Annotated in this window: 15 protein-coding genes; 14 read left to right on the top strand and 1 reads right to left on the bottom strand. The window is 42.9% G+C overall.

Features of this window, described 5'->3' with window-relative positions; translation table 11 throughout:
• Positions 1 to 9 precede the first annotated feature (9 nt).
• The 6 genes from CVV21_00475 to CVV21_00450 all read left to right on the top strand — a co-directional run bounded on the left by CVV21_00475 (position 10) and on the right by CVV21_00450 (position 5,660).
• Positions 10 to 726, top strand: a complete 717-nt coding sequence (locus CVV21_00475) for a DNA alkylation repair protein (protein ID PKL92851.1) — start codon at positions 10 to 12, stop codon at positions 724 to 726.
• Positions 726 to 1,283, top strand: coding sequence for a hypothetical protein (locus CVV21_00470; protein ID PKL92850.1), 558 nt, complete (start codon positions 726 to 728; stop codon positions 1,281 to 1,283). The genes CVV21_00475 and CVV21_00470 overlap by 1 nt, the downstream gene beginning before the upstream one ends.
• A 48-nt stretch (positions 1,284 to 1,331) precedes the next feature.
• Positions 1,332 to 1,964 carry a hypothetical protein gene (locus tag CVV21_00465; protein ID PKL92849.1) on the top strand — a complete coding sequence of 211 codons (633 nt, stop codon included), beginning with the start codon at positions 1,332 to 1,334 and terminating at the stop codon, positions 1,962 to 1,964.
• A gap of 60 nt (positions 1,965 to 2,024) precedes the next feature.
• On the top strand, positions 2,025 to 2,849 hold the full coding sequence (locus CVV21_00460) for a hypothetical protein (GenBank protein ID PKL92848.1): 825 nt from the start codon (positions 2,025 to 2,027) through the stop codon (positions 2,847 to 2,849).
• A gap of 224 nt (positions 2,850 to 3,073) precedes the next feature.
• Entirely contained in the window at positions 3,074 to 4,366 is a 1,293-nt protein-coding gene (locus tag CVV21_00455; GenBank protein PKL92847.1) for a phosphopyruvate hydratase, read from the top strand.
• A 217-nt stretch (positions 4,367 to 4,583) separates the two neighbouring features.
• Positions 4,584 to 5,660, top strand: a complete 1,077-nt coding sequence (locus CVV21_00450; GenBank protein PKL92846.1) for a hypothetical protein — start codon at positions 4,584 to 4,586, stop codon at positions 5,658 to 5,660.
• Between the two features lie 334 nt (positions 5,661 to 5,994).
• Here CVV21_00450 and CVV21_00445 read toward each other — a convergent pair whose 3' ends face one another.
• Positions 5,995 to 8,118: a glutamine synthetase type III gene (locus CVV21_00445; protein PKL92845.1), complete on the bottom strand. Its 2,124-nt coding sequence runs from the start codon at positions 8,116 to 8,118 to the stop codon at positions 5,995 to 5,997.
• Positions 8,119 to 8,323: 205 nt separating this feature from the next.
• Here CVV21_00445 and CVV21_00440 point away from each other — a divergent pair, with 205 nt between their 5' ends.
• The 8 genes from CVV21_00440 (at position 8,324) to CVV21_00405 (ending at position 18,468) form a co-directional block, all read left to right on the top strand.
• Entirely contained in the window at positions 8,324 to 10,408 is a 2,085-nt protein-coding gene (locus CVV21_00440; GenBank protein PKL92844.1) for a transcriptional regulator, read from the top strand.
• A 463-nt stretch (positions 10,409 to 10,871) separates the two neighbouring features.
• On the top strand, positions 10,872 to 12,092 hold the full coding sequence (locus CVV21_00435; protein PKL93051.1) for an ammonia channel protein: 1,221 nt from the start codon (positions 10,872 to 10,874) through the stop codon (positions 12,090 to 12,092).
• Positions 12,093 to 12,108: 16 nt separating this feature from the next.
• Positions 12,109 to 12,450: a transcriptional regulator gene (locus CVV21_00430; GenBank protein PKL93050.1), complete on the top strand. Its 342-nt coding sequence runs from the start codon at positions 12,109 to 12,111 to the stop codon at positions 12,448 to 12,450.
• Between the two features lie 537 nt (positions 12,451 to 12,987).
• Complete coding sequence (locus CVV21_00425; protein PKL92843.1) at positions 12,988 to 13,668, top strand: hypothetical protein; 681 nt, start codon at positions 12,988 to 12,990, stop codon at positions 13,666 to 13,668.
• A gap of 21 nt (positions 13,669 to 13,689) precedes the next feature.
• Positions 13,690 to 14,991 (top strand): ammonia channel protein, encoded by a 1,302-nt coding sequence (locus tag CVV21_00420; protein ID PKL92842.1) that lies wholly within the window; start codon positions 13,690 to 13,692, stop codon positions 14,989 to 14,991.
• Between the two features lie 15 nt (positions 14,992 to 15,006).
• On the top strand, positions 15,007 to 15,348 hold the full coding sequence (locus CVV21_00415; protein PKL92841.1) for a transcriptional regulator: 342 nt from the start codon (positions 15,007 to 15,009) through the stop codon (positions 15,346 to 15,348).
• Positions 15,349 to 16,036: 688 nt separating this feature from the next.
• Positions 16,037 to 17,182 (top strand): hypothetical protein, encoded by a 1,146-nt coding sequence (locus tag CVV21_00410; protein ID PKL92840.1) that lies wholly within the window; start codon positions 16,037 to 16,039, stop codon positions 17,180 to 17,182.
• A 179-nt stretch (positions 17,183 to 17,361) separates the two neighbouring features.
• Positions 17,362 to 18,468 (top strand): sorbosone dehydrogenase, encoded by a 1,107-nt coding sequence (locus tag CVV21_00405; GenBank protein PKL92839.1) that lies wholly within the window; start codon positions 17,362 to 17,364, stop codon positions 18,466 to 18,468.
• Positions 18,469 to 18,778: the final 310 nt, after the last annotated feature.

The following is an 18,778-nucleotide window of genomic DNA, read 5'->3' as shown; positions in this document are numbered from 1 at the left end:
GGAGACCTGATGAACGCTGAAAATCTTATAAAATTGGTCAAAAGCCGCCTTAACAAATGCGCGGATAATAAATACAGGGAAGTTCACGAAAAATCAATTATGGTTAATGCCAAAAAAATCATCGGCGCAAGGCTGCCTGTAATAAACACGCTTGCCGCCGAAGTTTACCGTGAAATACAAAATCTTAAAATAGATGAAATTTTTAAACTGTCAGACGCTTTGATTTCTTCCGGGATTTACGATGTAAGAAAAACAGGCATTGAAGTGATATTGAAGGCAAAGAAAAGATTCGAAAAAAGGCATTTCGTATATGTTGACAGGTGGGTTAAAGAAGAACTGGAAGACTGGGGTGACTGTGATTCCCTTGGTAATCACCTGTCAGCGGAATTTTTATTCAGGTTTCCGGAACTTCTGCCAAAAATTTTAAAATGGGCAGACAGCAAAAAATTTATAGTAAGGCGCGCCGCGTGCGTTACTTTTATAGTGCCCGGTAAAAAGGGGATGTACTTAAAGGAAATACTTGGGCTTTCAAAAAAACTTATGAATGACCCGCATCCGCTTGTGCTTAAAGGCTACGGCTGGGCGTTAAAGGAAGCATCCAAGAAACATCAGAAGGAAGTTTTTGATTTTGTGTTTGTTAACCGACGCATAATGCCAAGGACGGCATTAAGATATGCCATAGAAAAGATGCCGGAAAAATTAAGAAAAATGGCTATGGGAAAGTAATGAAAAAAACACTTGCTGGTATATGCTTTATGATTTTAACGCTGCCTGTTTTTTGTCTTGAAGAAAAACTGTGGTTTGCGGGCGGCGGAGGCATAAAAATGCTGCCTGAATGCGTTACTAATATATTTCAGATTGAAGCTGACTGGATGTTTGAAAATCAGGTTGTTTTACAGGCGGAAATTGGGTATGAAACTCATTTTGGTACGCAGGCGGCAATGATAGGAATATATAATCCGACTTCAAACTATTTTACAGGTTTGGGATTAAAATATCAGTTTGGGGCACCCGGTGAAAAGTACAGTTTTGTTTGGAATTATGGCATGAAACTGGGTATCGGTATTAGTGAACAAGGGGAGTATATTGGTGTATATTCCGATATAAATGTTGAGGCGGATTTTTGGTTTAACAGATTTTTTGGTTTTGGGATTCAACCGGGTTATACGCTGAAATATTTAATTCAAAATGAAAATCTTTCCGGTCCATATATAAAAGTTTATTTTCTTTTTGATTGGTGGCAGAATATGACAAAAACAGTGCGCGGCGCCTGGGAGTTTTGAAGGCCGGAAAAGGAGCTGTCAGAATGACAGCAAAAAAGGCGGTAATTTATGCTTAAAAAAATAATACCTGCGGTGTGTCTGGCGGTTCTGGTATTTGGCGGAGTAATAAAAGCCGGCTATTGGTACCCGATAAGCGTAAACAGCAGCTGGGATTACGAGGGGTATTTTAAAGCGGATCCAAAAAAGACGCTTAAAGTAAAAGCGGTAATAGCGGAAGAACGCGAAATTGACGGGAAGAATTATTTTTTTTATAATGTACCGGGTTTTGATGTCAGGTTTTTTGTACGCACCGAAGATGACGGCGGATATATGAAACTTATAAGGTATCCATATCCGCTATTTAAATTTTTAAGCTATGACGTGGTGTTAAAAAAAGAGGTGCTGTTTGTAAAATATCCGTTTGTGGCCGGTGAAAAATGGCATCAGGAAACACAGGCCGCGGCAATGCTGTGGCCTATTGTGATAAACAGAAAAGTAAAGATGGATTTTGAAACGGTTGAGGTTAAAAAAGTCCTGTTTAAAAGCGAAGAAAAAGACGCGTGGCATGTGCGTATTGTAATGGATCAGGGCGACGGCAAACCAAAAGAAGAAAACCACTGGTATATTGACGGCGAAGGTTACGTGGGCGGTGAGACCGCGGAACATAAGGTAATGCAGTCGGGCTTAAAGTTTAAAGACTGAAAAAAATATATATTAATGCCGTAAGAAAATAAATACCGGCAGTATTTAACAGGAGGTTATATGGCTGCAACAAAAAACATAGCGATAGTGGTTCCAAGCCTTCGCAATATGTACACGGTACAGATGCTTTGGGCAATACAGGCAAGGGCTTATGATTCCGATTATGACCTGCTTATTTATACCGTGAAGGCGGCGGACAAAAAAGGCGGAATAGATTATATTTATAAGAAGATAGCAGATGAAAAAAAGGTATCTGCAGCGATAATAATGGCCTTTAACCTTAACGATGAACATAAAGCCCTTATGGAAAAAGCCGGAATTGTTCCTGTGATGGTGGAAGGAAAGAGCAATAACACATATAAGGTATTATCTGACAGCGAAAAAGGCGGTTATGACGTAGGGAAATATATGGCACAGTGCGGTTATACCAATATAGGTTTTATCTCGGGAAATAAAGAAACTGCCGATTCACAGAGGGAAAGGCTTGAAGGTTTTAAAAGGGGTTTAAAGGAGAAAGGTATTGAACTTTTGGACCACATGCAGTTTCAGGTGGAAGAATATAACTATAAATCAGGCAAAGAAGCATTCAGGTATATGTTCATGAATGAAGCACGCGCGGTATTTGTGGCTGCCGGCGATTACGTGGCGCAGGGTTTTATAAACGAAGCCAGAAAAAACGGAATCACAGTACCGGAACGCATAGCGGTAATAGGATATGACGACGTGGAAGCGTCGGGAGAACAGGAACTGACCACTGTACGCCAGCCCATTGAAGAGATGGGAAAACAGGCGTTTGAAATGGCAGTCAGGGGAATCAACGAACCCTGGACCCAGCCGTATGAAAAGGTTATGAGAACAGAGCTGGTGGTAAGGAAAACGGCATAAGAACAGCAGCTCAGCGGCTTGGAAGTTTAGCGGCTCGGTAGAAGCGAGCTGCCGAGCTGCCGAGCTGCCAAGCTGCCAAGCTGCCAAGCTGCCAAGCTGCCAAGCTGCCAAGCTGCGTCCTTCCGAACTGCTTGACCTGTCCTATTTTTTGGTGTATCATAATTCCCGTTGTTAAAAACCGCAGTAAAATAAACCAATTTTATTAATCTACAGGAGGTAGTGAAATGAGCTGCATTGAAAGGATACATGCAAGACAGGTAATAGATTCACGCGGTAATCCCACAGTTGAAGCGGATGTAATTCTCTGCGATGGTACAATGGGAAGGGCGGCAGTACCTTCAGGCGCGTCCACAGGAACAAAAGAAGCGGTTGAACTTCGTGACGGCGACAAGAAAAAATGGGGCGGCAAAAGCGTATTAAAAGCCGTTGATAATGTTAACGAGAAAATAGCAAAAGAATTAAAAGGAATGGATGTTGCAGATCAGGCAGGGCTTGATAAAAAGATGATAGAAATTGACGGCACGCCTACAAAGGCAAAACTTGGCGCTAACGCGATTCTTGCGGTTTCAATGGCTGCCGCAAAAGCGGCGGCACAGCTTCACGGCCTTCCGTTATACCGCTACCTTGGCGGATTCAACGCTAAACAGCTGCCGGTTCCAATGGCAAACGTAATAAACGGCGGAGCACACGCTGACAGCAACGTGGACATTCAGGAATTTATGATAATGCCCGTCGGCGCGCCTTCTTTCAGCGAAGCCATGAGATGGGGAGCAGAGACTTTTCACGCTTTAAAATCAGTTATAAAAGCAAGGGGATACAATACGGCAGTCGGCGACGAAGGCGGATTTGCGCCAAGCTGCAAATCGAACGAAGAACCTCTGCAGCTGCTTGTTGAAGCTATTGAAAAAGCGGGATACAAACCGGGCGTTGATATTTCAATAGCTATGGATCCGGCTGCTTCTGAATTTTATGATGAAGCAAAGAAAAGGTACATCTTCAAAAAATCCACAAAAGAAGAGTTAACATCAGAACAGATGGTGGATTTCTGGATGAACCTTATCAATAAATACCCTATTATCTCCATTGAAGACGGCATGTCAGAACACGACTGGGCCGGGCATAAGCTTTTAACCGATAAAGCAGGAAAGAAAATACAGCTTGTGGGAGATGATTTATTTGTAACAAACCCCGCTATTCTGAAAAAGGGAATAGAGGCAGATACCTGTAATTCAATCCTTATCAAGGTAAATCAGATTGGAACACTGACAGAAACATTTGACGCGATTGAAATGGCAAAACGCGCAGGCTACACGGCGGTTGTATCACACCGTTCCGGCGAAACAGAAGACGCGACAATTGCGGATATCGCTGTTGCAACAAACGCAGGCCAGATAAAGACCGGTTCGTTCTCCAGAACTGACCGTATCGCAAAATACAACCAGCTGTTAAGGATAGAAGAAGAGCTGGGAGATTTAGCACAGTACAACGGCAGGGCAAATTTTTATAATTTAAAGTAATTAATGTGATATTAAAGCCCGGCTGCAAAGCCGGGCTTTTTTTTTAATTTTTGTATTTATGTTTTGATTTTATTATCTGTTTGGTATTTTTTGTTCTGGTAGCCGCGGGTCTTTAGCCCGCGGAGTTTTAACTGTCCCTGCTTCTTATGCTCGTAAACTAGCTTCAACCGCATCCTCGCGCTTCCGGCGCAGTGGTGCGCCTGCGAAGACGTGTTTAATGTTTCGCTTATGCTTAACGGCTGAATTGCTTAAAACGCTATTTTTTAAGGGAGGGTTAATCATGGGAAAAGAATTCAGGATACTGGCATTAGACGGCGGAGGGTTGCTTGGAATATATACTGCTGCCGTGCTTGCAAGGCTGGAACAGCACTACGGAAAAAAAGCCGCGGACCATTTTGATCTTATTGCATCCACTTCTGCAGGGGCAATAACAGGAGCCGCGCTGACTTCGGGAATAAGCGGGATAGAACTGGTGCAGTTTTTCAGGGAAAAAGGGGTGAAGATTTTTCATCATAATGTTGAAGGCACCCCGCTTGATTTTTTTAGAAAAATAAAACAGGTGCTGTTTACAAGCAAGCATTCCAATGCAGAGCTTCTGGAGGCGTACAAAGAAATATACGGCGAAAGGACGCTTGCTGATGCCGGCAATTTCATGTGTATTTCCGCATTTAACGTTACAAAAGGGGTGACAAGGGTATTCAAGACGCCACACCACAGAAATCTTGAGGAAAACCGCGGAATTAAACTGTGGCAGGCAGTAGCGTGCTCTTCTGCCGCGCCGACTTTTTTGCCGGAATATTTTCCGGATTTTGCAGGGGAAGAAAATTGCGGCTATGTGGACGGCGGTACTTGGGCAAATAACCCGGCTATGATGGGGTTTACAGAAGCATATAAATACTTTGTGGGGAAAAAGAAAAAATTTAAAAACGTAAAAATAGTATCCATAGCAAGTTTTGCCGAAGAACTAAAAAGAAAGAAAAAGTTAATGTCAGTGCGCGACTGGAGTTTTGGAATGGATTTCATGGGGCTTTTTATGACCGCGCAGTCCGCGTCTGTTGATTATATGATGGAAAATATGCTTAAAGACGTTAAACGGGGGTATTTAAGAATAGAGCCTGTGGTAACCGAAGAAATGGCAAAAATATTCACGGCGGATAATACTTCGCGTGAAGTCCTTGATAAAATGGTGGAAGCCGGTAATAATTCAGCCGCAGAAGCGCTTTCAGGCGGGGAATCAAAAAAGATGTTAGACGGGATATTCAAAACAAAAAAAGCAACAAATCCAAGGTTTTAAGAAAGATATAGAGTTTTCGGTGATATCTATATGTTTGTTATTTAAAATGTCAGTACTTCGTTTTGGTAGCCGCGTCCTTTAGGGCGCGTTGTTTTGATTTTAACTGTTCCTGCTTCTTATGCTCGTAAATTTGCTTTGTTGCAGAGATTTCCGATTGCAGGCTGATTTCAACTGCCGCACCCTGAAGGGTGCGCCTACCAGAACGTATTTAATAATTCAATTCTGCATAATTTAAAATAAAAAAGCCCGGCTTTTTCTGCCGGGCTTTTTTATTATGTATTTATGTTTTACCGAACCTCTGACCCTCCGACCATCCGTCCCTCGGCCGTTGTTCTTAAAGGTTAAACAGCATTTCCGAATAAACCGGAACAGGCCATGCGGCTTCCGGCATTATTGTTTCCAGCGCGTCTATGTCTTCCCTTAAGGAAGTAAACGCCGTGAAAACCTTGTCTCTGTAAGTCTCTGCTTTTGCTACAGTTTCCTGTATTTTGGCGGCTTTTCCCAGTTCTGCTTCAAGTACTGCTGTCTTTTTTGAAGCGGATTCAAGAAGGAAAGTTATCTCTTCTAAAAGCTGGGACTGTGTCTTTGTTGAAACTCCAGCCTGCTTTGCCTTAATTACAGCGTCAGACAGTGATTCTGCGTATCTGATAACAGCGGGGATAAAAAGTGTTTTAGACATTTTTAAAGCTGTCTGGCCTTCTATGTTAATTATCTTGGCGTACTGTTCAATGTAAATTTCATATCTGCTGTGAAGTTCTTCGTTTGAAAGCACACCGTATTTGGCAAAAACATCTTTTGCTTTTTTAGTGGTAAAAGCCTTGTGTGCGTCAACGGAGTTTTTAACATTCGGCAGTCCGCGTTTTTCCGCTTCTTTTTCCCATTCCGCGGAATAACCGTTGCCGTTGAAAATAACTTTTTTGTGGTTTTTAACAACTTCAGCCACAATTGCCGCCGCTTCTTTTTTTACGTTCTTTGATTTTTCAAGGCGGGTCGCGAATTCGTCAAACGATTCCGCGGCTATGGTGTTTAACACTATATTCGGGCTTGCGCATGACATGGCAGAACCCACCATTCTGAATTCAAACTTGTTGCCGGTAAAGGCAAAAGGCGATGTCCTGTTTCTGTCTGAATTATCAAGCGGGAAGCGCGGAAGAAGGTCAACGCCCATGTGAAGGAAAGAAGCGTCTTTAGCCACGAATTTTTCGCCTTTTTCAATCTTTTCAAGTACGGCTGACAGCAGCTCTCCCAGATATATTGAAATAATGGCGGGAGGAGCTTCGTTGGCGCCAAGCCTGTGGTCGTTGCCGGCAGACGCGCATGTGCCGCGAAGCATATCCGCGTGTTTGTCAACTGACTTGATTAAAGCCGCAAGGAAAATTAAAAACTGCATATTGTCATGCGGTGTTGCGCCGGGTTCTAAAAGGTTCTGTCCGTCGTCTGTGCTTAAAGACCAGTTGTTGTGTTTGCCGGAACCGTTTACGCCCTTAAAAGGTTTTTCGTGAAGCAGGCAGACAAGGCCGTGCCTTAATGCTATGCGCTGCATTGTGTCCATTACTATCTGGTTGTGGTCAATTGCAAGGTTAAGTGTGTTAAAGACCGGCGCGTTTTCAAACTGACCGGGCGCCACTTCGTTATGCCTTGTTTTTGAAAGTACTCCAAGTTTCCAGAGTTCCTGATCAAGGTCTGTCATGTATGCAGAGACCCTGTCTTTTATGGAACCAAAGTACTGGTCTTCAAGTTCCTGTCCCTTGGGAGGCGGCGCGCCAAAAAGCGTGCGGCCTGTCATTATTAAGTCCATCCTGGACATAAAGTACTCTTTTTCAATAAGAAAATATTCCTGTTCAGGCCCAAGCGTGGGTGTAACTTTTTTTGTTGTGGTATTGCCAAGGGCTTTTAAAAGCCTTAAAGCGTGCTTGGAAACCGCTTCCATTGAACGCAGCACGGGAATTTTCTTGTCAAGCGCGACGCCTGTGTAGGAATAAAAAGCTGTGGGGATGTAAAGCGTAAGGTCGCCTTCCGCGTCTTCTTTTAAGAAACATGGTGAAGTGGGGTCCCACGCTGTATATCCGCGCGCTTCAAAAGTGGCCCTTAAGCCGCCTGACGGAAATGATGATGCGTCAGGTTCGCCCTGAATTAACTGTTTGCCGGAAAATTCCATTTTAATGGTGCCGTCAGCGACAGGGTTGATAAAACTGTCATGCTTTTCGGCGGTGATTCCGGTTAATGGCTGAAACCAGTGGGTGTAATGCGTGGCGCCCCTGCCAATTGCCCAGTCTTTCATCGCTGTTGCCACTGCGTCAGCGGTTGATTTTGACATGGGAAAACCGAAGTCCAGGGTCTTCTTTAGTTCCTTAAAAACCGCCGGAGATAGAAGGGCTTTCATCTTCTTTTCGTTAAAAACATTTTCCCCAAAACAATCAGCCGGGTTAGGACTTTTTAATGCTTTTTTCTTTGCCATAATTACACCTCTTTATTTAAGTTTAATTAATTTATTCCTTCAATATCATATAAGCAAATTATGTGCCATAGCGTAATTGTAGCAGATAAAGGGGAAAGATGGAAATATATTTGTTAAGGTGGTTAAAAAATAACCATTAATATGTTGAAAGTGGTCAAATATTGTTATATATTATTTAGAGTATCGTATAAACAGGAGAAGCAAAATGACAAAAAAGGCAGACCTATCCCTGCAGGCAGGGCTGGAAGCAAGGATTAATAAGCTTAAACTTGTTCACTATATTGCCGTTGAAATGAACAAAGCGCATACCACAAATGAACTGCTTGAATTTATTCTGGAACGCTGCCTTGTGTTAACAGGCGCGAAAACCGGAAGCGTTATGCTTACAAACAGGGATGAAGGCGTACTGGATATAATAGCGTTTAAGGGTATAGATGAAAAGGTGGCGCGGCGCACAAAGTTAAAAATAGGCGAGGGGATTACAGGGTGGGCGGCGCAGAGCGGGCTTCCAAAACTTGTAAATAATACCAGGCAGGACCCTTTATATGTGGCTGTGACAGAAGGGCTTTTGTCTGAAATTGCAGTGCCCATAAGGTCGGAAAATGAGATTATAGGCGTTATCAGCATTGACAGCAATAAAGAAGATGCTTTTTCCGAAGAGGACCTGGAACTGATAACAATGGTATCGGAGCTTGCGGCGCAGATAATAATACGGCAGGAAATGGGGGACAGGCTTCATTCAAAAATGATGCTTCAGGAAACGCTTATAGAAACTTTTAACATAATAGAAGAGGGCGATGATATAAAGGTTATTTTTGACAGCATCATGGAAGTGCTAAGGGAAAAAATGGATATCTTAAGGGGTATGTTTGTGCTGTTTGATAAGGACGATCCATTATCACTTAAAGTGGAAGCGGGCTATAAAATAAGCGGCGAAGCTATGAAAAAAGGCATCTATAAAATAGGCGAAGGCGTCATAGGCAATGCTGTTTTAAAAGGGCAGACAATAGGCATTCAGGATATAGAAAAAGAAGAGATGTTTTTAAACAGGCTTAAGATTCAGCGCGCGGGAATGGGGCAGATATCATTTATTGCCGCGCCTATTAAGGCCGGGGCAAATGTACTTGGGGTAATCGCAGTTGAAAGAAAGTTTTCAGACGCGGAGAATTTTGATGATATTACGGACACGCTTACCCTTCTGGCTTCCCTTCTGGCATACAGGGTAAGAAGCCACCAGCGCCAGGAAGAAGCAACAAAAAAACTTATTGATGAAAACACTGAATTAAGAAAAGAACTTAAAACAGAATCAAGCGTTAAAAATATTGTCGGCAAGAATGAAACAATTAGAAAAGTGATGGAACAGGTAAAAACTGTTGCCGGAACAATGGCGCCTGTTTTAATTACCGGGGAAACCGGAACAGGCAAAGAACTTATAGCCAAAGTGGTGCATTTTTTAAGCGATAGGTCGGACAAAAAGATAATAAGCGTCAACTGCGCCGCAATACCGGAGAATCTGCTGGAATCAGAGCTTTTTGGCTATGAAAAAGGGGCGTTTACGGGAGCGGCTGCAAGAAAAAAAGGAAGGTTTGAAATAGCGGACGGCGGCACGCTTTTTCTGGATGAAGTGGGCGAAATTCCGCTTCACCTGCAGAGCAAGCTGCTGCGCGCGATACAGGAAAAAGAGATAGAGCCGTTGGGAAGCGAAAAACCGGTAAAGGTGGATATAAGGATAATATCAGCCACAAACAGGGACCTTGAAAAGCTCTCCGCGGAAGGAAAGTTCAGAAGTGATTTATATTTCAGGCTTAACGTGATAAATGTTAAATTACCTTCCCTGAAGGAAAGAAAAGATGACATACCGCTGCTGTCGGACTTTTTTATAAAAAAGTTTAATAAAATGTATGGTAAAAACGTAATGGGTCTTGATAAAAAGACTGAAGATATGTTTGTGGCGTATGAATGGCCGGGCAATATCAGGGAACTTGAAAACGCGCTGGAACGCGCGGTAATAATGTCAAAGGGCAATTTAATTGATATATCGCTTGTTCCGGATTCCATAAATGCCGGCAAAAAAACAGATAAAGAAGATTCAGGCATAAAAGGTTACTTAGACAGTGAAATATACAAAGCCAGTGAAGGCGAAATATACGCTAAAGTCATAGGCGGCATGGAAAAAAGGCTTATGGAAGAAATGCTTATTAAGACGGATTATAATAAGTCTAAAACGGCTGAAATGCTTGGAATAAACCGCAATACTCTTAAAGCAAAGATGAAAGAGTTCGGGCTATAAGAAAATAAGAGGTTAGCCCAAAGAGTATAAGCCATAAATAGGATAATAAGCAAAAGGGTATAAGCCATAAATAGGACAATAAGCAAAAGGGTATAAGCCATAAATAGGACAATAAGCAAAAGGGTATAAGCCATAAATAAATTAACTGAAAAAATTCTGCGTGCACGCTCTGTGCGTTTATAATTGGAATCTATTCATCCATAACTCACTTTCCAAAACTATCTTAATGTCTGATTAAAAACTAATCAGATTTTCATGTCTGAAAATATCAAAAATGTTTATAACCCAATATATACGCGTGTGGCACGGGTTTTGCTGACATGTTAAATAGTTTTATGTTAAAAAGTATTTTTTATGGAGGTTATGTATATTGAAAAGGCTTATGTTTGTTATTATGGCTGTTTTTATGGGTGCGGGTGTTTCTTTATTTGCTGAAGAAACTTCATCTGCAGCAGTACCCGGAATTAACGGCGCTGATACCGCCTGGGTATTAATGAGCGCCGCACTGGTAATGCTTATGACGCCGGCACTGGGCTTCTTTTACGGCGGGATGGTAAGAAAGAAAAATGTTTTAAGCGTTCTTATGAAAGCGTTTATAACGCTTGCTGTTATCAGTATGCAGTGGATGGTAATAGGATACAGTTTAAGTTTTGGCGAAGGCAACGGTTTTATTGGCGGTTTTCAGCACTTTATGTTAAACGGGGTGGGTCAGGAAGGCAGTAATTACGCGCCGAATATTCCCGGGCTGGCTTTCATGATATTTCAGGCAATGTTTGCTGTAATTACTCCCGCTTTAATTTTTGGCGCTTTTGTGGAAAGGGTTAAATTTTCATCTTTTCTTTTATTTACGGTTTTATGGGCGACTTTTATTTATAACCCTATCTGTCACTGGGTGTGGGGAAAAGGCGGCTGGCTTGCGGAAATGGGCGCGCTTGATTTTGCGGGCGGCATAGTTGTCCATGTAAGCGCCGGGATTGCGGCATTGGTTACTGCGTTTGTTATCGGTAAAAGAAAAGGGACAGAATCGCTTGGCCCCATACCGCATAATCTTCCATTTACGGTGCTTGGCGCGGGGCTTTTATGGTTTGGCTGGTTTGGGTTTAACGCGGGTTCGGCGCTTGGCGCAAACGGAATCGCGGCCAATGCTTTTGTAACCACCAATATGGCCGCGTCATCAGCGGCGGTAACATGGGCTGTTATTGAATGGATACGCAACGGGAAACCGACGATGCTTGGAACCGTGTCAGGCGCGATAGCAGGCCTTGCCACAATAACCCCGTCTGCCGGATTTGTGGACGCAGGCGCGGCTTTGATAATAGGGGTTATTGCGTCTATGTTTTGTTTTGTAGCGGTAAGTATTATAAAAATGAAATTTAAATATGATGATTCGCTTGACGCGTTTGGCGTGCACGGTGTGGGCGGAATGATAGGCCCGTTATTAACCGGTGTATTTGCGAACCCCGCGGTAAATGCGCTTGGAACCGGACTTTTGTTTGGCAACCCTAAACAGCTGGGTATTCAGGCTGTTGCAGTCGGCGCAACCATTGCATATAGTTTTATCGGAACTTTTATAATTTTCAAGGCGATTGACCTTTTAATGGGCGTAAGATTAAAAGAGAGGGACGAGAATATCGGAGTGGATTTGTCACAGCATAATGAAAGGGCATACACACTGATTGAATAAAAAAAAGGAAGGCGACATGAAACTGATAATAGCGATAATACAACCGTACAGGCTGGAAGAGGTAAAACAGGCGCTTTATAAAAAAGATATAAACCTGATGACCGTCAGTGAAGTGCTGGGACACGGCAGACAGATGGGCGTCAATGAAGTCTACCGCGGAGTCAGGGAAACCGGAAACCTTCTGCGCAAACTGCGCCTGGAAATAGCGGTAAATGACAAATTTGTAGAGCCTGCTGTTGAGGCGATAGTTGCCGGGGCAAAGACAGGCGAGACAGGCGACGGAAAGATATTTATTCTTCCGCTGGAAGAGTGCGTAAGGATAAGGACAGAAGAAAGAGGAAGTAAGGCAATAGGTTAAAAATAAACACAGTAAAGAGAAAGCTTCTCCTGCTTCACTGCCTCTCTTTACTGTCGTTTTTGTTCTTTTTGCCGCGGGCGCTGATGCCCGCGGCTTTTTTATTTTATTTATTGTTTTTGTAATGTAGAGGCGTATCATGATGCGCCTCGTTCTTGTCTTACAATCCATGAGGCGCAATATATTGCGCCTCTACATTAAAATCCCAGATCGTATTTAATGTATTATTTTTGTAATGTAGAGGCGTATCATGATAAGCCTCGTTCTTGTTTTTAAATCTGTCAGGTGTAATGTATTACGCCTCTACTATTAAATACCATTCTATGTGTTTCATTATTTTGAAACTCACAAAAATGATTAAAAATTAATCAAAACATAAAGCCGTGGTTAGTTTTTAATCATACGGTTTTTTACATGATTAAAAAACCCAATTAAATATGCATATTTTTATGGTTAAATTTGTGGCACGACTTATGCTAATTATCATTCAAGACACGGACGTCATGAACCCGGGTCAAATAAACTTCAAGGAGGACTAAGATGAAAAAGTTTCTGGTAGTAATGGTTCTTATTGCTTCAGTTTTACCTTTTTACGCGGTTGCAGCGGATTTCAGCGGCAGTGTTTACACGGCAGGTGTTTCAAAGTATTTATGGAGAGGGCAGCAGTTAAGTGAAGAATTTGCAATTCAGCCGGGATTTAACCTTAACCTTGGCAATCTGTCATTCGGTTACTGGGGAAGTTATGATGTGGACGCAGCAAAGTACTCTGAAAGCGACTATACTTTCAGCTACAGTGAAACACTTCCCGGGCTTGATATCATAAGCCTTGGAGCGGGTTTTACAATTTACACTTTTCCATACGCTGATCCCGCGTCAAATAATGATACTGAAGTATTTGGAACAATTTCAGCGGATGTTGTTACAGCGCCTTATGTAAAGTTCTTCTATGATCCTACATTTGGAGCGGGCGGATATCTTGAAGCCGGAATTTCACACAGCATAGAACTGGAAGCGTTTGAACCTTTTGCGTCAATCACAGGCGGGTATAATTTTGGACAGTGGGGTTATGAAAAGTCGCTGTCGGTCGCGCTTGGAACGCTTGGAGTAACTTATACAATTGATAAATTCAGCGCGACGCTGTCAGGTTCATATCAGCTTGCGCTTGACGGCCAGTACGAGAATGACGGTTTTGGTTCGCTTGCAGTTTCTTACGGATTCTAATAATTTAAAGGAGAAAATAAAATGAAAAAGTTAACCGGATTGATTGCCGCGATGTTTGGGCTGTTCAGCATCCCGGCGTTCGCGGAAGAAGCCGTGCCTGCCATAAGCGCGGGCGATACCGCGTGGGTGCTTATGAGCGCGGCGCTTGTAATGCTTATGACGCCGGCTCTTGGATTTTTTTACGGCGGTATGGTAAGAAAGAAAAACGTTTTAAGTGTTCTTATGAAGGCGTTTATCACACTGGCGGTTATAAGCCTTCAGTGGGTAATAATCGGTTACAGTTTAAGTTTTGGCGAAGGCGGAAAGTTTATCGGCGGATTCCAGCACTTTATGTTAAACGGTGTTGGTCAGGAAGGCAGCAATTACGCTTCCAACATTCCGGGGCTGGCGTTTATGATTTTTCAGGCGATGTTCGCCATAATTACTCCGGCTCTGATCTTCGGAGCTTTTGTTGAAAGGATAAAATTCTCTTCTTTTCTCGTATTTACGGTTCTGTGGTCCACGTTTATCTATGACCCTGTATGCCACTGGGTATGGGGAAAGGGCGGCTGGTTAGGCGCGATGGGCGCGCTTGATTTTGCGGGCGGCACGGTTGTTCACATTAACGCGGGTATCGCGGCTTTGGTTACAGCTCTTGTAATAGGAAAAAGAAAAAATACCGGCACACTTGGGCCAATACCTCACAACATGCCTTTTACGGTGCTTGGCGCGGGGCTTTTATGGTTTGGCTGGTTCGGATTTAACGCGGGTTCCGCGCTTGGTGCTAACGGCCTTGCGGCAAACGCTTTTGTGGTTACAAACACAGCGGCGGCTGCAGCGGCTTTAACATGGGCGGTAATAGAATGGTTCTACAGCGGCAAACCGACAGTGCTTGGCACGGTATCGGGCGCTGTGGCAGGGCTTGTGGCAATAACCCCTGCTTCGGGTTTTGTGGATGTTACCGGCGCGATTCTTATAGGTGTTGCAGTAGCCGGAGTTTGTTTTGTAGCCGTCAGCATAGTAAAAGGGATATTCAAGTATGACGATTCGCTTGACGCGTTTGGAGTTCACGGCGTGGGCGGAATGGTAGGCGCGCTTTTAACAGGTGTACTTGCAAATCCGGCTGTTAACGCGCTTGGTACAGGCACAATGTTCGGCAATCCGAAACAGTTTATGATTCAGCTTATTTCGGTTGTCGCGACAATGGCATACAGTTTTGTGGGAACGTTTATAATCTTCAAGTTAATAGATTTAACCATGGGTGTAAGGATAAAAGAGAAAGACGAAAATATCGGGGTTGACCTGTCCGAGCACAATGAAAGGGCATACACACTGATTGAATAATAAAAGGAGGATGATATGAAACTGATAATAGCGATAATTCAGCCGTACAGGCTGGAAGAAGTTAAGCAGGCGCTTTACAAAAAAGACATAAATCTTATGACTGTAAGCGAAGTGCTTGGGCACGGCAGGCAGATGGGCGTAAACGAAGTTTACCGCGGAATAAGGGAAACAGGAAACCTTCTGCGCAAGCTGCGCCTGGAAATTGCGGTAAATGATAAATTTGTGGAACCGGCTGTTGAAGCGATAGTTGCGGGCGCCAAGACAGGCGAGACAGGCGACGGAAAGATATTTATTCTTCCGCTGGAAGAGTGCGTGAGGATAAGGACGGAAGAAAGAGGAAGTAAGGCAATAGGTTAGTTATTAGAAAAATTAAGCGGCAAAGGGAAAGCTTCTCCTGCTTCACTGCCTCCCTTTGCCGCTGTTTTATTTGTGGGGAAATATAATATATCATATCTTTGCGTCTTCGGTTTATCTTTTATTGCGCATCTTCAATGCCTGATTGGTGCATGTCCTTATTACTCCGCTTCTGCTTAACTGCTTTTTGCTTAATTGGTTGTTGTGTTGTTTGTCTTGGTAGCCGCGCCCTTTAGGGCGGGTAGCTTAAAGGTTTGTTTGGGTTTAGTGTTTATAATGTAGAGGCGTATCATGATACGCCTCGTTTTTATTTATAGCCGTGAGGCGAAGCACAATACCAAATCGTATTTAATGTTATTGTTACTTTGTAGTGGCAGCCATCGGTCTTCATCCCGCGGTGGTTACAATAACAGGAGAATTAATATGTCAAAAGCACTTTGGTGCAAATTTGCGATGGCAAACTAAATTTGCACTCGGCTAATAAAATCCGGAAGAATAAACTGTATTTAATGTTTTTATTATTTCGCCGTGGCAGCTGCGGGTCTTCAGCCCGCATTGTTTGTAAGTTCTTTTTTATCTGTTTTGCCGACCCTCCGAGTTGACGAGTTGCCATTTTTCTACTTTTCCTGTCATTCTGTTAAATGGTATAATCGTTTCTGCAAATCAAACAAAGTAAAAAGGCGGTTATAATATGAAAAAAACATGGTTATTAATTTCAGCTATTTTAATAACGGTGGTTTTTACAGGATGTACGCAGATAAAAGAAGTTTTAAAGGGAGATGTAAATAACCTTAAAGGTTTTATTGTGTACGCGGGGGTTGAAGGGGACGGCAACGGGACTTTTATTTATGCTGTATCGCCGGATGGCAGTGTTAAAAAACGCCTTACAACAGGCGTGCGCAGCGACAATTATCCCGCGGTGTCGCCTGACGGAAAAACTGTGGTGTTTTCGTCAGCGGGAGAGGATTATAAAAACCGTTTATATATAATGAACAGCGACGGAAGTAAAATCCGGCAGATTGCGGCAACAGAAAACGACGCGGAGCTTGCTTCGTGGTCGCCTGACGGACAGCGCATTGCGTTTCTGGACAGGTCTTCCGATCATGTAACTTCTATTTATGTAATTAACAAAAATGGCAAGGGTTTAAAAAAGATAGTTTCCGGATGCGCGCATCACGATGATTATCAATATGTTCCTGAATGGAGCGCCGACGGGAAATACATACTTTATAATAAAATTAACACAGATGATAAAGATAATAATCCGGAGTGTATGTACCTGGTTAATACCGACGGCAGCGGGGAAAAGATATTTGGCGGATGCGAGCAGACCCGCATTGACGGAAATTTCTCGCCTGACGGCACCAAAGTGGTTTATTACATGGAAAAAAAGGAAATGGATTATAACCGATTTGACAATACCGGAATATTTATGATGAACTCTGACGGCACTGGTGAAACATATCTGGCGCCCGGATACAGGCCTGTATGGTCTCCTGACGGCGCGTATATAGCGTATACCGCGGCGGACATTAATTATTCAAACGCAATATTTATAATGTATCCTGACGGTACAGGGCCGGGCATGACAGAAACCGAGCAGAATATGAATGATGATGAGATGGCAGAAGGCGATGCAGTGCCGTTGCAGATTACCTTTGACGCTTCTTACGGCGTGAAAGACCCTGTGTGGTCTCCGGACAGCAAAAAAATTGCCTTTGTGACAGAGACATCGGAAGTTGCCGAAGGCGCGTTATGGGTGGCGGATGTTTCCGGAAATTCGCCGGCAGTCATTTCAAAAAATGTGCTTGGCAGATCCCGCCCAAGCTGGAGATAAAAAACAATAAATAATCTACTATTTGTGTATTGAAAATAATCCAATAGATTATTAACTATACACAAATAGTAGATATGTGATGATTTTACTGCCTTTTTAAAATGTGCTCAATTTGACTATTTTTGTTTATTTAACTATACTTACACATAGAAATCATTACGTTTTTAAAGGGGGAAAATATGAATTTTAAAGTATTGCCGGTTTTTATATCGCTGCTTATATTATTCTCATCCTGTGCTGCGGGCAGGGTTGTAACCGATAAAATAAAAGTTCCCGAAGGATTTACAGTTGAACTATATGCCGATGGCGTTGAAAATGTCCGCGCTATGGCTGCGGGGGATTCCGGGGTTATTTTTGCAGGGTCAATGGGCGCGGGAAAAGTGTATGCGGTGGTTGATAAAGACGGCGATAAAAAAGCGGATGAAACCGTTGTAATTGCGGAAGGGCTGACTATGCCTGTCGGGGTGGCTTTGTATAATGGAGACCTGTATGTTTCCGCGGTAAACAGAATAATCAGATTTAAAAATATTGAAAATACTTTTAGGAACCGGCCGGCGTATGAAGTTATTTATGATAAATTTCCGGATGATCACTGGCATGGATGGAAGTTTATCCGTTTTGGGCCGGATAAGAAGTTATATGTGCCGGTTGGCGCGCCGTGCAACGTGTGCCTTCGCGGGGAGAAAGTTTATTCCTCTATTACACGCATGGATTCTGACGGGAATAATTTTGAGATATTCGCGGAAGGAATCCGGAATACCGTGGGGTTTGACTGGCAGCCGGGAAGCGGCGTGCTGTGGTTTACTGAAAACGGCAGGGATTTGATGGGTGATGATATACCGCCGGATGAACTTAATAAAGCGCCAAAGAAGGGGATGCATTTTGGGTTTCCTTATTATCACGGCAGGGGCATACCTGATCCGGTATATTCTAAAAAGTATTCCGGTAATCTAGTACTTACGGAACCGGAGGCTGAATTCGGCGCGCATACTGCGTCTCTGGGAATGCGGTTTTATACAGGCAAAATGTTTCCCGAAAAATATAAAGATGGGATTTTTGTTGCCCAGCATGGTTCCTGGAACAGAAGCAGCAAGACGGGTTACAGGGTTGTATTTGTGGGTATCAAAGACGGTACAACGCAGAAGCCCGAAGTTTTTGCGGATGGATGGATGAAGGATGAAAAAGTTTATGGCCGCCCTGTTGATATAGAGTTTCTGAAAGACGGGTCAATGCTTGTTTCTGATGATAAAGCCGGCGCAATATACAGAATATCCTACAGCGATTGATTAATTGCTTAAATAAGAAAACCTATTTTTTATTCTTTTCTGCTGTTTTTGTTTATGTTTAATAAATAATTGAACACAGCGGATTTGATTAATTAACCTAAATCAAAAAATGAAGTTTTTGTGTTCTGTATCATAAAACCTTCATTCCTCAAAATAACTTGACATTTATCCCTTAATTGAGTATAAATTTAACAAGCAGTGTTCTACTAATCAGCGCAAAGCAGGGATGCATACTGATTATCGGATTATCAAAACGACAAGGAAGTCGTGTCTTAAACTCAATGCCGAAAACATTTAATGATTTTTAAGC

It is taken from the genome of Candidatus Goldiibacteriota bacterium HGW-Goldbacteria-1 (genome assembly GCA_002839855.1).
Classification (GTDB): domain Bacteria; phylum Oederibacteriota; class PGYV01; order PGYV01; family PGYV01; genus PGYV01.
Note: the sequence above shows the minus strand (reverse complement) of the source record. Positions and strands in the feature narration are given on the sequence as shown.